At 62.6% G+C, this 14,813-nt stretch carries 14 protein-coding genes and 1 riboswitch; of the genes, 8 read left to right on the plus strand and 6 right to left on the minus strand.

Features of this window, described 5'->3' with window-relative positions; all coding sequences use genetic code 11:
• The first annotated feature begins 135 nt into the window (after positions 1-135).
• The 5 genes from ACFSOZ_RS21125 to ACFSOZ_RS21145 all read left to right on the plus strand — a co-directional run bounded on the left by ACFSOZ_RS21125 (position 136) and on the right by ACFSOZ_RS21145 (position 5,346).
• Positions 136-1,302, plus strand: coding sequence for a diphosphate--fructose-6-phosphate 1-phosphotransferase (locus tag ACFSOZ_RS21125; protein WP_379101181.1), 1,167 nt, complete (start codon positions 136-138; stop codon positions 1,300-1,302).
• A gap of 34 nt (positions 1,303-1,336) precedes the next feature.
• Positions 1,337-2,056 (plus strand): MBL fold metallo-hydrolase, encoded by a 720-nt coding sequence (locus tag ACFSOZ_RS21130; protein ID WP_379101667.1) that lies wholly within the window; start codon positions 1,337-1,339, stop codon positions 2,054-2,056.
• A 257-nt stretch (positions 2,057-2,313) separates the two neighbouring features.
• Positions 2,314-3,840, plus strand: a complete 1,527-nt coding sequence (locus tag ACFSOZ_RS21135) for a DegQ family serine endoprotease (protein ID WP_379101183.1) — start codon at positions 2,314-2,316, stop codon at positions 3,838-3,840.
• Between the two features lie 151 nt (positions 3,841-3,991).
• Positions 3,992-4,603, plus strand: a complete 612-nt coding sequence (locus ACFSOZ_RS21140) for a molybdopterin-dependent oxidoreductase (protein WP_379101185.1) — start codon at positions 3,992-3,994, stop codon at positions 4,601-4,603.
• On the plus strand, positions 4,600-5,346 hold the full coding sequence (locus tag ACFSOZ_RS21145) for an FAD-binding oxidoreductase (protein WP_379101187.1): 747 nt from the start codon (positions 4,600-4,602) through the stop codon (positions 5,344-5,346). The genes ACFSOZ_RS21140 and ACFSOZ_RS21145 overlap by 4 nt, the downstream gene beginning before the upstream one ends.
• 65 nt (positions 5,347-5,411) lie before the next feature.
• Here the strand turns inward: ACFSOZ_RS21145 and ACFSOZ_RS21150 are convergent, their stop codons facing one another.
• Together ACFSOZ_RS21150 and ACFSOZ_RS21155 are read right to left on the minus strand one after the other, a co-directional pair.
• The gene (locus tag ACFSOZ_RS21150) at positions 5,412-6,512 is read right to left on the minus strand and encodes an FAD-binding oxidoreductase (protein ID WP_379101189.1); all 1,101 of its coding nucleotides are present in this window, start codon (positions 6,510-6,512) and stop codon (positions 5,412-5,414) included.
• Positions 6,513-6,692: 180 nt separating this feature from the next.
• Positions 6,693-7,940, minus strand: a complete 1,248-nt coding sequence (locus ACFSOZ_RS21155) for an aromatic ring-hydroxylating oxygenase subunit alpha (protein WP_379101191.1) — start codon at positions 7,938-7,940, stop codon at positions 6,693-6,695.
• A 114-nt stretch (positions 7,941-8,054) separates the two neighbouring features.
• Positions 8,055-8,255, minus strand: a riboswitch (cobalamin riboswitch).
• 505 nt (positions 8,256-8,760) lie between these two features.
• Between ACFSOZ_RS21155 and ACFSOZ_RS21160 the strand changes: the two genes are divergently transcribed.
• The 3 genes from ACFSOZ_RS21160 (at position 8,761) to ACFSOZ_RS21170 (ending at position 9,555) form a co-directional block, all read left to right on the plus strand.
• Complete coding sequence (locus tag ACFSOZ_RS21160; protein WP_379101192.1) at positions 8,761-8,958, plus strand: DUF680 domain-containing protein; 198 nt, start codon at positions 8,761-8,763, stop codon at positions 8,956-8,958.
• A 76-nt stretch (positions 8,959-9,034) separates the two neighbouring features.
• Positions 9,035-9,241, plus strand: a complete 207-nt coding sequence (locus ACFSOZ_RS21165) for a DUF680 domain-containing protein (protein WP_379101193.1) — start codon at positions 9,035-9,037, stop codon at positions 9,239-9,241.
• 77 nt (positions 9,242-9,318) lie between these two features.
• Positions 9,319-9,555, plus strand: a complete 237-nt coding sequence (locus tag ACFSOZ_RS21170; RefSeq protein ID WP_379101195.1) for a DUF680 domain-containing protein — start codon at positions 9,319-9,321, stop codon at positions 9,553-9,555.
• Positions 9,556-9,642: 87 nt separating this feature from the next.
• Here the strand turns inward: ACFSOZ_RS21170 and ACFSOZ_RS21175 are convergent, their stop codons facing one another.
• From ACFSOZ_RS21175 to ACFSOZ_RS21190, 4 genes are read right to left on the minus strand one after another with little or no spacing between them, the layout of a single operon-like run.
• A complete protein-coding gene (locus ACFSOZ_RS21175) occupies positions 9,643-10,755 on the minus strand; it encodes an ABC transporter ATP-binding protein (RefSeq protein WP_379101197.1) in 1,113 nt (370 codons plus the stop codon).
• 26 nt (positions 10,756-10,781) lie between these two features.
• The gene (gene bglA / locus ACFSOZ_RS21180; RefSeq protein WP_379101199.1) at positions 10,782-12,446 is read right to left on the minus strand and encodes a beta-galactosidase BglA; all 1,665 of its coding nucleotides are present in this window, start codon (positions 12,444-12,446) and stop codon (positions 10,782-10,784) included.
• A 4-nt stretch (positions 12,447-12,450) separates the two neighbouring features.
• Positions 12,451-13,605 (minus strand): carbohydrate ABC transporter permease, encoded by a 1,155-nt coding sequence (locus ACFSOZ_RS21185; protein ID WP_379101201.1) that lies wholly within the window; start codon positions 13,603-13,605, stop codon positions 12,451-12,453.
• 1 nt (position 13,606) lies between these two features.
• Positions 13,607-14,620: a carbohydrate ABC transporter permease gene (locus tag ACFSOZ_RS21190; protein ID WP_056589496.1), complete on the minus strand. Its 1,014-nt coding sequence runs from the start codon at positions 14,618-14,620 to the stop codon at positions 13,607-13,609.
• Between the last annotated feature and the right edge of the window lie 193 nt (positions 14,621-14,813).

Genomic DNA, 14,813 nt, shown 5'->3' on the forward strand with positions numbered 1-14,813 from the left:
TGATCTTTTGCCCGAGCATGATCTCTGGCGAAAACCGGTTGCCACTTTTCGCGATCATGCTCTGGTTCTCCCGTTGCGCCATGCCGCAAGACAGGCGAATGTGCCTGCGAATTCATCGCTCGGGAGACGTCAGGAATGGCCGGAACTTTTGTTATCGCGCAGGGCGGCGGCCCAACCGCCGTCATCAACCAGACGGTGGTCGGGGCGACGCTGGAGATCCGCAAGCGGCATCCTGGCGCCAAGGTGCTGGGCTCCATCCACGGCGTGCGCGGCATTCGTGACGGCAATTATGTCGACCTCTCCGCCATTCCCGAAGACCGGCTGCGGCTGATTGCCGGGACGCCAAGTGCAGCACTTGGCTCGACGCGCGACAAGCCGGATGCCGCCTATTGTGACGTGATCCTCAACGGCCTCAAGAAGGCCGGCGCCGACGCCTTCATCTATATCGGCGGCAACGACACGTCGGGCACGCAACAGATCCTGACCGACGCCGCCGGCGGCAAGATCGCCTTCGTCCATGCGCCGAAAACCATCGACAATGATCTTGAGGAAAACGACCACACGCCGGGCTTCATCTCGGCGGCCGAGTTCGTCGCCGGCGCCTTCCTGTCCGTCGACCTCGATTTCCGCGCTCTGCCCGGCATCTATGTCGGCATCGTCATGGGCCGGCACGCCGGCTTCCTCACGGCAGCCGCCGCGGCCTGGCAACTCGACCCCGACAGCGGCCCGCACCTCGTCTATGTGCCGGAACGGCCGTTCTCGGCCGCCGGCTTCATCGACGACGTGCGCGCCACGCTCGATCGCCACAAGCGCTGCATCGTCGCGGTGTCGGAAGGTGTCAGCACCGCCGACGGCAAGGCGCTGGTCGAAAGCCTGGTGCCGCCAGAGAAGCTGGAGCGCGACGCGCATGGTAACGTCAAGCTGTCGGGCAGCGACCTGCCGGCCGCTCTCGAACGTGCGCTGGCCGAAGGCCTGCCCGGCAAGCGGGCCCGCGTCGATGCGCTCGGCTATATGCCGCGCGGCTATATCGGCGCCATCAGCGCGGTCGACGCGCAGGAGGCGTTCGATGCCGGCGCCTTCGCTGTCACCGTCGCCGAACAGGGCGGCGGCTCGGTGGCGCTGCAATATGACGGCACAAAGACGGTGTTGAAGAAGGTCCCCTTGAAGAACGTCGCCGGCAAGACCCGCCACATGCCCGACGATTTCATGAAGCCCGACGTCAATCAGCTGTCCGATGCCGGCATGGCCTACCTCAGGCGGCTGGTGCCGGAAAAGTACAAGGTCGGGAAGCCGTTCGTCTGATGCAGGCTCACAGGTGATGCCTGGCTCACACGTGATGCCGGGCTGGTTCAGCAAGAGTATCGTCGACGAAAAGACGACGATGCTGACCGAGCCGTTCGTGCATGACTACGTCCGCGCCAACATCTGGCATTTGCGCGGCCGCGATGTCGACCTGCTGGTCGATACCGGCATGGGCATTTGTCCGCTGGCGCCGGAGATCGAAACGCCGGCCGGCAAGCCGCTGCTGGTCGTCGCCACCCACATCCATCTCGACCATGTCGGCTCGCTGCACGAATTCCCGTTGCGGGCCGGGCCAAGGATGAGTGCCGCTCAGTTCGAGAGCATGGATGACACCGCGACCTACGCCTACATGTTCCACGATCTCGACGGTGCCGTCTCCAAACTGCCTGCGCCGGGCTGGAAGGCCGCCGACTATGCGATACCACCCGCGCCGCTGACACGGACGCTTGACGAGGGCGATGTGGTCGATCTCGGCGATCGTCGGTTTCGCGTGCTGCACCTGCCCGGTCATTCGCCGGATTCGATCGCGCTGTTCGACGAGGCCGATGGCCTGTTCTTCAGCGGCGACGCCATCTACGACGACACGCTGATCGACGACCTGCCGGATTCGGACCGAACAGCCTATCGCCGCACGATGCAACGCCTGCTCGACCTGCCGGTCCGCATCGGCCACGGCGGTCACGGGCCGAGCTTCGACGGCAAGCGCATGCACGAGATTGCAACGGCCTATCTCGGGCGAACCGGCGCGGTCTGATGCCTCCGCGAGGCTGGGAAGACGCCTGGCCCGTCGCTTGACGACATTGTGACCGGCCGCCGTCCGGAAATTAAATCTTCGTAAGGTCGCCTGAAAACCCTAAATCGGGCCAATACGCACCCTAGATGCAGGGCTGTCGATCCGGTCGGTTGCCGTGCCAGGCGAGACGGGCAATCGCGACCCTCGACACGCCGGATGGTCAGTTTCCAACGGAGGCGGCCACAGCGCAGGATCAACTCTCGCCCGGACAAACGACCATGTCAGATATCCTTCGCAGACATCGCGTCGCGGCCTTGCTGGGCGCTGCGCTGATCATATCCCCCTTTGTCATCTCTTTCGCCCAAAGTGCGGGCAACGCCGTTCCCACGACCCAGACACCTGTCGCCGGCATCACGGCACCCAACGGCTCGTTCGCCCCCATCGTGGCTGCCGACAAACCGGCGGTGGTGACGGTCACCACCGTCATGAAGGCACAGCCGGAAAGCACGGACGACGGCATGCCGCTCGAGAATTCGCCGTTCGACGAATATTTTCGCCAGTTCTTCGGCGACCAGGGCATGCCCTCGCCAAGGACACCGCCGCAGGAACAGGCGCAGCGCGCCGAGGCACTTGGCTCCGGCTTCATCGTCGCTGCCGATGGCACCATCGTCACCAACAACCACGTCATCGATGGCGCCTCTTCGATCAAGGTGACGCTCGACGACGGCACCGAGCTTCCCGCCAAGCTCGTCGGCCGAGACGCCAAGAACGATCTCGCCGTGCTCAAGGTCAAAGCCGACAAGCCGTTGCCGACCGTCAAATGGGGTGACTCCGACAGGCTGATGACCGGCGACCAGGTGCTGGCGATCGGTAATCCGTTCGGCATCGGCACCACCGTCACCGCGGGCATTGTCTCAGCGCGCGGCCGTGATCTGCACAGCGGCCCGTTCGACGACTTCATCCAGATCGACGCGCCGATCAATCATGGCAATTCCGGCGGTCCGCTGGTCGATGTGAACGGCAATGTCGTCGGCATCAACGCGGCGATCTATTCGCCCAATGGCGGCAGCGTCGGCGTCGGCTTCGCCATTCCATCCGACCAGGCCCAGAAGGTGGTCGCCAAGCTGATGAAGGACGGTTCCATCCAGTACGGCTATCTCGGCGTCGAGATCCAGCCGGTGACGCCGGATGTGGCGAGCGCCATCGGGCTCGATCATCCTGGCGGCGCGCTGGTTTCGCAGGTCAATGACGGCTCGCCGGCCGCCAGCGCCGGGGTCGAGACCGGCGACGTCATCACCAGCTTCGCCGGACAGGATGTGAAGGATCCCAAGGACCTGTCGCGGGCCGTCGCCGACGTGGCGCCCGGCGCCCGGGAATCGCTTGAGGTCTGGCGCAAGGGCAAGGCGGTGCAGATTTCCGTCGATGTCGGCCGCAACAGCGACGATGTGAAGACCGCGTCGGTGACCGACGGGTCCGGTGCGCCCAGCGCCGGGCAAGGCAATCGAGTCCCCGCGATGGGCCTTGGCCTGATGGACATCACGCCCGACATTCGCCAGCAGATGAGCCTTGCCGACAATCAGCACGGCGCGGTGGTTGCCAGCGTCAATCCCGACAAGGCGGCCGCGGCTTCCGGAATCCAGGCCGGCGACATCATTATCGCCGTCAATCAGGTGCCGGTGAAGAGCGCCAGGCAGGTTACCCAGGCGATTGCCCAGGCCGGCAAATCCGGCAGGAAATCGGTGCTGTTGCTGTTGGAGCGCGACGGCGGCCAGATTTATGTCGCGGTGCCGTTTGCCAATGGCTGACACTTAGCGCTCAATCGAGTGCAGGATCGGCGGCCTCGGCGACGAACGAGCCCGCCGATCCCGTTCGTCAAGATTTCGGTTGCCCGCCACGGTATCTTCGAGAAAACTGCATGAGGGCTGACAGATGGCCCGATACAGGGGGATTGCCGCAATGGTCACCCGAGGTTTCCTTTCCGGACGGCGCCCGCCGACCGACGGCGACGCGCGCATCCCTCCCGGGCAATATCTCGAGCAGGGATTTCCGGTCCTGTCAGCCGGCCCGACGCTGCGGGTGCGCACCGAGGAGTGGTCGTTCACGCTGAAGCACGGGCCGCGGCCGATCAAGAAATGGAACTGGGCCGAGTTCAACGCCCTGCCCTTGACCAAGATGACACGCGACATCCATTGCGTGACCGCGTGGACCAAGTTCGACACGCCATGGCAAGGCGTGCTGATCGACGATATTCTCGCCGATGCCGGCATCGAGCCGCCGACCGCCTTCACGCTGGCGCATTCGTTCGACGGTTACACCACCAATGTACCGACCAAGGACCTCACCGCCGGCAAGGCGATGGTCGCGCTGTATTACGAAGGCAAGTCGATCACGTCGGACCATGGCGGCCCGGCGCGGTTGCTGGTGCCGCATCTCTATTTCTGGAAATCGGCCAAATGGCTGAACGGCCTCCAGTTCACCGAGCGCGATGAGCCGGGTTTCTGGGAATTGCGCGGCTATCATATCTATGGCGATCCATGGCGTGAGCAGCGCTACACGAACGATCCATGAGCGACGAACAAGTGCCGCAGTCGCCATGGCAAACGGCCGGGATCGTCCGTATCGAAAAGCGCACGCCGCGCGTCACCAGCTTCTTTTTCCAGCCATCGCGGCCGTTCACCTACCGGGCCGGTCAGCATGTCGACGTCAGGTTGACAGCGCCGGACGGCTATCAGGCGCGCCGCTCCTATTCGATTGCCTCTGCGCCCAAGACGGACGGGGTGATCGAACTGGCGATCGAGAAACTCGACGATGGCGAGGTCTCTCCATTCTTCCACGAGATCGCGGCAGTTGGCGACGAAATCGAACTGCGCGGACCGCTCGGCGGGCACTTCATCTGGCCCGATGACGATGGCGGGCCACTTCTGTTGGTCGGCGGTGGCTCTGGCGTCGTGCCCTTGATGTCGATGGTCCGTCATCGCGTCGCGCGCAATTCGACGGTGCCCGTCGCTCTGGTCTTTTCAGCCCGGATCTGGGACGAAGTGATCTTTCGTGACGAGCTGATCGCCCTCGACGATCGCAAGGACGGCTTCGACCTGGTGCTGACGCTGACGCGCGAAGCCGCGCGCCGTCCAGCCGATTATTCGCGGCGGGTGGATGTCGCCATGATGGTACAATCCATGGCGCGGTTGCCCGGACCGCCTGATGTCGCCTTCGTCTGCGGCTCCAACGCCTTCGTTTCGGCCGCCGCCCGGGCGCTGATCGATGCCGGCGTTGCGGCGGAAATCATCCGCACCGAACGCTACGGAGTTTGAACGGACACGGTCCTTCCGAGAAGTTTCTCGTAGCCGCCGTTCCGAGGCTCGGCATCGCCCATCGGTCACGCCTCGATTTCGAGCGCCGAAAGCGGCTTTGAGCAACAGGCGAGGATGAAGCCGTCGTCGATCTCGTGGTCGAGGATGCCGCCATTGTGGCTCATCTCGACGGCGCCTGCGACCTTCTTCACCTTGCAGGTTCCGCACAGGCCGAACTCGCATGCGGCGGGAATCCGCACGCCGGAAGCCCGCGCCGTCTGCAGCACGGTCTGGCCGGCGACGCATTCGGCATCGACATCCGAAAGCGCGAAGCGGATCGGCGTCGCGGCTTCGACGATGACGGCGGCGCCGTCTTCCGCCGGCGACGTGAACGGTGCCGGGATCTCCTCCACGACAGGCGCCGCAAAGCTCTCCTGATGGTACTTCGTCATGTCGAAGCCGGCAGAGTCCAGCATGCCGCGCACGGCGCGCATGAAGGGATCAGGGCCGCAGCAGAAGATTTCGCGCTCGCGGAAATCGGGCGCCAGCAATGGCAGCCGGATCGCGTCGATGCGGCCCATATGTCCGAACCAGCCCTCGCGGCTCGACCGCTCCTCGATCATGAAGCCGAGCGACAGGCCGGGCATGCGGCTGCCCAGCAGTTCGAGCTCCTTGCGGAAAATGATTTCTTCGGGGCGCCGGGCGCAATTGACGAAGCCGACATCGGTCCATGGCGCGCAGTCGTTCAGCCAGCGCAGCATCGACATCATCGGCGTCACGCCGGAGCCGGCCGAAATGAACAGATACTTGGCCGCCGGGTGGCTGTGCAGCGAAAAGTCACCGGTCGGCCCATAGGCCTTCACATGCGAACCGGGCGTCAGATGGTCGAACATCCAGCGTGTGCCGATGCTGCCCGCTTGCGCCTTGATCGTCACCGCGATCGAGAACGGCCGCGATGGCGAAGACGACAGCGTGTAGGTGCGCATCAGCGGCCCATCGGCGGTCGGCAGTTCCAGCGTCACGAACTGGCCCGGCTTGTAGCGGAACCAGGTCTGGTTGTCGGAGCGGAAGGTGAAGGTCTTCACATCAGGCGCTTCGTCACTGACGCCGATCACTTCCAGCACCTGGAGCCTGTCGTTCCAGGGCGTCATCTGGTCGAGATGGCGATAGAGGCCAAGGTCCGTCATCGCATTCATCCTCTTGTCCCTTTTATTCCGTGCATGTCGTGATCCCAAAACCGCTGCGCACTCTTGGGCGACATGCACCAAAGCGCGTCGCTTCGAAACGGATTCATGCGACGCGCTTCAGGTCTTGTTTCCTTGCATGTCGTTGTCTCAAAACCAGGGGCCATTTTTGAGCGCCATGCACTAGGCAACGCTGCGCAGCGCCGGCCGGCCGCCTTCGGCAAGCCGCGGACCGATGAACGACGCGTACCATTCGACGAACTGGATTACGCCGCCCTCATGCAGCTCCGAATAGGGCCCTGGTTCGTAGGCGGGCGACAGGATGCCGAAGGCGTTTTCCTCGACGATGCGGCGGTCCTGGTCGTTGGTCTCGGTCCAGACATGGGTGAGTTCGGCGAGATCGTAGTCGACGCCTTCGACCGCATCCTTGTGGACGAGCCATTTGGTCGTCACTGCCGTTTCCGTGGCGCTGATCGGCAGCACGCGGAACGTCACCGCGTGGTCGATGAGGATGTGGTTCCATGTCGTCGGATAGTGATAGTGCATCAAGGTGCCGATCCGGTCGGCAGAGACGGTGTCGGAGAGGTTCTTCTTCACCGCCCGCTTGCCGTTCATGGTGTAGCTGACGGCGTCGCGCAGCAGCGGCGCGCGGGTGGCGCGGTACTGTCCGGCCGCATCGATGCGGAATTTGCTCGGCAGGCCGGCCGCTTCGCATTTCGCCCAGTGCGCAAGCATTTCCGGGTCGCTGTCGGCGCCCTGCACGCCGGTCACCGTCGGTGCCTCCGGGAACGTCTTGCAAAGCTCCGGGTGATTGCCGGCGCAATGGTAGCACTCGCGGTTGTTTTCCCAGACCAGCTTCCAGTTGCCCTTCTCGACAATGGTCGACTCGAACGCCACCTTGGCCTCGCGCAGCCGGTGCGGCAAAAGGTAGGGCTCGATCATCGCCCGCATCGGTGCGAAATCCGCCGGCTCCTTGGCCAGGCAGATGAAGATGTAGCCGCCGACACTTTCACAGGCGATCGGCTTCAGGCCGAACTGGCTCTTGTCGAACCCGTCTGCCATCTGCCGGGCAAACAACAGCCTTCCGTCCAGCTCATAGGTCCACTGGTGATAGGGGCAGACCAGCTTTGCCGCCGTGCCCTTGTCTGAATTGCAGACTCGGCTGCCGCGATGGCGGCAGGAATTGTGAAAGGCGTTGATATTGCCCTTCTGGTCGCGAACAAGCACGACCGGATAGTCGCCGATCTGCGCGGTAATGTAGCTGCCCGGCTTCGGCAGCTCGCAATCATGGCCGATGAACAGCCAGTCGCGATACCAGATCAGCTCCATGTCGAGCTTGAAATAGTCGGGATCGGTGTAAAAGGGCTGCTCGAGCGAGAAGCCGTTCCTGCGGCCCTGCAGCAGCCTCAGCATGTCGTTGCGCGCGTCCATGTCCTGTCCTCATAGCCAAGGACTGAACTGGTGGTGATGGAGGAAGGATCGGACGCAGGCCGGCGAAGCGCCGGACATGCACTATCCACCTCTTGACCGCCCACCGCGATCAGTCGAGTTCAAATATCTCGGGCTGGTTTCCGGGCTCTGGAGTGTCCTTGCGGACGGTCGCGACACCTTCCCAGGCGTTTGCCCAGTGGTCTCCCGTTGCGACTTGAACTCCACCACCGTTGCGGGGGCAGCGCCGGATTCTGACCGGCTTCCCAATTCTCCGCTTCGTCGTCACGAAGCGGCACCTGAGATGACATGATCTAATCACGATCGCGGGCGCGCCATCGGCATGAAAACGACATCGTATCCATGCGGCGCGACACGCATGCGAAATGCTCCGGCTGGCGATTGCGGAGCCGAAATCCGATCTCTTCGGCAGCCATAGCCGGCTGCAATCTCCTCGAATCCGACCCCTTGCCAGGGCCCAAGAAAGGTTAACGGTTTCGAAAAGTGACTATTAGCAGTCTCTAAAATCGAACCGAACGGTTCGTTTCTGTTGACGGTGCGTGCAGGACGGTGTGAACGCTGGGCCTCCGACACAGTTGGTGATCGGGGTGCCGATTTTACATAACTAATTGATATTACGAAGAAAAACAACTGGTGTAGACGCTCTTGGCACAATTTCAAGTGGCAGATTCTTGGTCCACGCGGAACAACTTCGTGATTGGAAATGGCTGGATGGCTTTCCCACATCGGGGCGGTCCGAACGACGCGATTTCATCCCAAGACACGCCGCTAGACGGACGGAAAGATACTGGAGTACCAAAAAATGAAAAAGATCATTCTCACTGCCGCCGCCCTTCTGGCCATTTCCGGCAGCGCCTTCGCTAGCGGTAGCGACCACTATGGTTCGAACGCCGCGGCGGCCACTGCTGTCGACAGCTCGCGCACCGCTTCGATCAAGAAGTCGGAACCGGCTGCTCAGACGCCTGTCCAGGGTAGCGACCGTAACCTCTTCGGCCACTAACGCCGATTCCCAGGAGGTGGCGGGCTCGCCCGCCGCCCTGGCAAAATCCAGAAATTCAAAATTCAGGAGAGCTGAAATGAACAAGATCCTTATTGCTGCCGCCGCCGTTCTGGCCATTTCCGGCAGCGCTTTCGCCGGAAGCGACAACTTTGGCTCCAACGGCGCCAACCAGCCTGCCGCCTCGGTCGACAACTCGTACACGGCTTCCACCAAGAAGTCCGAGCCGGCTGCGCAGACGCCTGTCACCCATGGCAGTGACCGCAACCTGTTCGGCAACAACTGACATCCGAAACTAGCATCCGACGGCGAGGCGGCGGGTCAACCTGCCGCCTCGAATTCGAAAATACCGGAGTATCAAAAATGAAAAAGATTGCTCTTACTGCCGCCGCTCTTCTGATTGCCGCCGGCAGCGCCTATGCCGGCAACGACAATGTTGGCGGCACCGACATCAACAAGCAGGCGACCGTCAACGTCGACGTCTCGAATACGGGCTCGATCCGCAACAGCGAATCGCCCGTCTACAAGTTGCTCAACTCGTCGGGCGACGTACAGAAGTCCGCCCCTCAGGGCAGCGACCGGAACCTCTTCGGCCGCTAACCAACAGCCGAAGCTGATCTCCAAACAGAGAGCGGCGGGCCCGTGCCCGCCGCTTTTTGCTTTTTATGCGCCTCCGATGTCCTGACCTCAGGCCGCCTTTGCTTCCGGCTGACGGAGCGAGAAGGAGTGCCCGTCGGCGTCGAAGATGTGAAGGTCGCTGGCGTCCGCGCTCAGCCGCAGCGTCGCCCCGCGCTTGACCTCGACATTGCCTGGCATCTTGGTCACCAGCGGCAGGTCGGCGCGGCCGATGTCGACATAGACAAGTTGGACCTCGCCGAGCTGCTCGACATAGTCCACCGTTCCCTCGAACAGATAGTCCGCGCCGCTGGCGATCGTCAGGTCCTCCGGCCTGACGCCGAAGCTCACCGAAGCACCGTTTGCCGATGCCGGCGTGGCGATCGGTACCGTCGCCTTGCGGCCGCCGACATGGCTGACGACGGTCGGGTTTCCAGTCTTGTCGATGGTCGCCGGCAGGATGTTCATGGCCGGCGAGCCGATGAACTGGGCGACGAACAGATTGCCGGGCTTCTTGTAGAGATCCATCGGGGTGCCGACCTGCTCGATATGGCCTTCCTTGAGCACCACGATGCGGTCGGCTAGCGTCATCGCCTCGACCTGGTCGTGGGTGACGTAGATCATGGTCGTGTTGGGCATCGATTCCTTGAGCTTGGCGATCTCGATGCGGGTGGCGACGCGCAACGCCGCGTCAAGGTTCGACAACGGCTCGTCGAACAGGAACACTTTCGGATTGCGCACGATGGCGCGGCCGATGGCGACGCGTTGGCGCTGGCCGCCCGACATCGCCTTGGGCAGGCGGTCGAGATATTTGGTCAGCTGCAGGATTTCGGCCGCCTGCTTCACGCGGCGGTCGATCTCGGCCTTGTTCTCTTTGCCGATCTTCATCGAGAACGCCATGTTGTCGTAGACGGTCATGTGCGGGTAGAGCGCGTAGGACTGAAACACCATGGCGATGCCGCGCTTCGACGGCGGCACGTCGTTCACGACCTCGCCGGCGATCTTGAGTTCGCCGGAGGTGATTTCCTCGAGCCCGGCGATCGACCGCAGCAAAGTCGACTTGCCGCAACCCGACGGGCCGACAAAGACGATGAACTCGCCCGACTTTATATCGAGGTCGATGCCGTGGAGAATGTTCAGATTGCCGTAGGACTTCTTCACTTGTCTTAGCGTGACATCGGCCATTGGTTTCCTCCCAGTGATTTTGAAATTCAGTCGATGCGTCCGAACCAGGCGCCGTAGCCGCCGAGCTGTATGGAGCCGGTGCTCGCCTGCCCCGAAAATCCGTGCCCGGGCAAAGGTTGCAGCGATCGGTTGCCAAGGTCAACCTTGGTTGGCTCAGCTCCCAGATTGAAGGCGCAGACGATCTGCTCGTTGCCTGCGCGGCGTGTGAAGGCGACCGTGTCGCCCGCACTTTCGATGAATGTGATGTCGCCCTTGGCCAGCGCCGGATGGGCGCGGCGGAAGGTGAGAAAGCGCCGGTAGTGCTCGAGCAGCGAGGTCTCGTCGCCCTGCTGGACATTGACCGCTTGCGACAGATGCTTGGCCGGCACCGGCAGCCAGGGCTTTGCTGAGGAGAAGCCGCCATTCGTGGCGCTGCCGTCCCACACCATCGGCGTGCGGCAGCCGTCACGGCCCTTGAATTCCGGCCAGAAGCGGATGCCGTAGGGGTCCTGCAGATCCTCGAAGCGGAGGTCGGCTTCGCCGAGCCCAAGCTCCTCGCCCTGGTAGATGCAGACCGAGCCGCGCAAGGACATCAGCAGCGCCGAGATGACCTTGAGATAGGCGGTCGGATCGGCTTCGCCAGCCGCCCAGCGCGAGGCCGGGCGCATCACGTCATGATTGGAAAAAGCCCAGCACGACCAGCCGTCGCTGGCGACCTTGCCGAAGGATTCCAGCACCGAGCGGACCTTGGCCGCACTGATCTTTTCCGGCGCCAGGAAGTCGAACGAGTAGCACATGTGCACGCGCTTGCCGCCGGCCGTATAGGCCGCCACCACTTCCAGCCCGCGCTGCGAATCGCCGACTTCGCCGACCGCGGCGGTTGCCGGATATTCATCGAGCAGGGCGCGGAAACGTTCGAGGAAGCCGAGGTTCTCGGGGCGGCTCTTGTCGTAGATATGGTCCTGATAGTTGTAGGGGTTGACCGCGGGTGCGGTCTGGTCGTTGCGCTGCTCCGGCGGCAGCGGTGGGTTGTTTTCCAGGCCTTGGCTGTGGAAGTAGAAATTGATGGTATCGAGCCGGAAGCCGTCGACGCCGCGCTCCAGCCAGAAGCGGGTGACGTCGAGCAGCGCGTTCTGGACCTCGTGATTGTGGAAGTTGAGGTCGGGCTGTTCGGCCAGGAAGTTGTGCAGATAATATTGCTGGCGGCTGGTGTCCCATTGCCACGCCGATCCGCCGAAGATCGACAGCCAGTTGTTGGGTGGCGTGCCGTCCGGCCTGGAGTTCGCCCAGACATACCAGTCGGCTTTCGGGTTGCTGCGGCTCGACCGGCTCTCCTTGAACCAGGGATGGTTGTCGGCGGTGTGCGACAGCACCTCGTCGATCATCACCTTCAAGCCCAGCCTGTGTGCTTCGGCGGTCAACTCATCGAAGTCGGCCAGCGTGCCGAACATCGGATCGACGTCGCAATAGTCGGTGACGTCGTAGCCGAAATCCTTCATCGGCGACTTGAAGAACGGCGAGATCCAGATGGCGTCCGCACCGAGCCCTGCAATGTAGGGGAGCCGGCCGATGATGCCCTTCAGGTCGCCGATGCCGTCGCCGTTCGAGTCCTGGTAGCTGCGCGGATAGATCTGGTAGATCACCGCACCTCGCCACCAGTCACGATCGACGGCGAGGTCAGGCTTCGAACTGGCCTTCAAAGCGGATTGCATCGTCTCAGCCTCCTTTCACCGAGCCGGCAAGCAGCCCGCGGACAAAATAGCGCTGCAGCGAGAAGAACACGATCAGCGGCACGATGATGGTCACGAAAGCCGATGTCGTCAGGATCTCCCAATCGCCGCCGCGTGAGCCCAGCAGCGCGTTGAGCTTGGCGGTCAGCACGATCTGGTCTGCCTCCGTACCCAGGAAAACCATCGCCACCAGCAGATCGTTCCATACCCACAGGAATTGGAAGATGGCAAACGAAGCCAGCACCGGGAACGACAGCGGCAGCACGATCTTGACGAAGATCTCGAAATCGCTGGCGCCGTCGATGCGCGCCGATTCCATGATTTCGCGCGGCAGGCCGGCAATGTAGCTGCGCAGCAGGTAGATGGCGAAGGGCAGGCCGAAGCCGGTATGCGCCAGCCAGATGCCGAGATAGGTCTTCGACGGCATGCCGAAGAAAGCGCCGACACCGTTGTAGAGCTTCAACAGCGGAATCAGCGACATCTGCAGCGGCACCACCAGCAGGCCAATGATGACTGCAATCAAGAGCGCCCGGCCGGGAAAGCGCATCCAAGCCAGCGCATAGGCTGCAAAGGCGGCGATCAGGATCGGGATGACCGTCGCCGGGATGGTGACGGTCAGCGAATTCATGAACGACCGTCCGATGCCTTCCGAAAACAGCACCGTCTTGTAGTTGTCGGTGGTAAATTTCGGTGGTGCCGACGAGGCATAGTAGACGCGCTGGCCGCGATCGCCTTCGAAAGCCTTCGGCGACTGCATGACGAAACTGCCGTCGGCGTTAAGCTGCAGGGTCACGCCGTCGCCGAGATCGGCTGACGTGCCGGCGGGATATTGCGTCGGTGCCGCCGATTTGACGCCGAAGGCGCTGATGTTGCGGTGAGCACCGTCGCCGAAGATGTTGCCTTGAAGGACGAACTTGCCGTCCTTTTCGACTTGCGTCGAGGCGGCCGGCAGCCGGCCGGCTTCCGTCTGGGTAGAACTGGAGAACGAATTCCACCAGCCCGAGGCGATGATCTGGTCCTTGTCGCGCAGCGACGACACCAGGATGCCGAGCGTCGGCATGGTCCAGATGGCGACGAAGATGAAGACGGCAATGTGGACGCCAAAGCGGCTGGCGAAGGAATTTCCGGTCGCAACGGCCATCTCAATGTCCTCCCGTCTCTTTGTTCGCCTGGCGGATGTTCCAGACCATGATCGGAATGACCGCGATCATGATGATGATGGCGATGGTGGCACCGCGGCCGAAATCGCCGCCGCCACGGAACATCCAGTCGAACATCAGATTGGCCAACACCTGGCTGTTCCACTGGCCGTTGGTCATGGTCAGCACGATGTCGAACACTTTGAGCACCAGAATGGTGATCGTCGTCCAGACGACGGCGATCGTGCCCCAGATCTGCGGCACCATGATCTTCCAGAAGATCTGGAACGGATTGGCGCCGTCGATGACGGCGGCTTCCAGCGTCTCTTCCGGGATGCCGCGCAAGGCGGAAGACAGGATGACCATGGCAAAGCCGGTCTGGATCCAGATCAGGATCACCATCAGGAAGAAATTGTTCCAGAACGGCAGCGATATCCAGACCTGCGGCTGGCCGCCGAAATGCTGGATGATGGCGTTGAGGATGCCGATCTGGGTCTGGCCCTCGCCGCGATACTCGTAGATGAATTTCCAGATCACGCTGGCGCCGACGAAGGAGATCGCCAACGGCAGGAAGATCAGGCTCTTGGCGATCGTGCCCCACCAGATCTTGTCGGTGAGCACGGCGATGATCAGACCGAGGAAGGTGCAGGCGGCCGGCACCACCGCCAGCCAGATGATGTTGTTGAGGATCGAGTTGCGGAACTCGCGATCGCCGAACGCCCATTCATAATTGGCGAAGCCGACGAAGTTTATGCCGCCGCGATCGAGGAACGACAGCCTCAGCGTCTCGACCACCGGATAGATCAGGTAGATGGTCAGGATGATCATTGCCGGACCGACGAACAGCCATGGCCGGACCAGTCCTTGCCGGCGCAGATTGTCGATGGCCGCCGCGCCGGCGACGCCGCGCGACGGGAATATCAGGTCGACCAGCTTGTTGGCGCCCCAGAAATAGGCGACGCAACCGCCGACCCCGACGATGATGACGAATATGGCCGAGAAAATCTGAGCCGCCACGGGTCCCTCCCCCTGCGCATGATCCGCCAAGGAATGACCTTGGTGACGGGACCAGGCGCCGATTCAGTTGTTTGGAGCGTCATCGGCAGCGGAAACCTGTTCACATGCCGATCGCGCTTCATGTCTATGCGCTCATGGACGAAAGGCTGCGGCGCGGGCCGCCGTCGGATCCGGGCCGGCAGGGCCCGGATCC

This window comes from Mesorhizobium newzealandense (assembly GCF_042682145.1).
Classification (GTDB): domain Bacteria; phylum Pseudomonadota; class Alphaproteobacteria; order Rhizobiales; family Rhizobiaceae; genus Mesorhizobium; species Mesorhizobium newzealandense.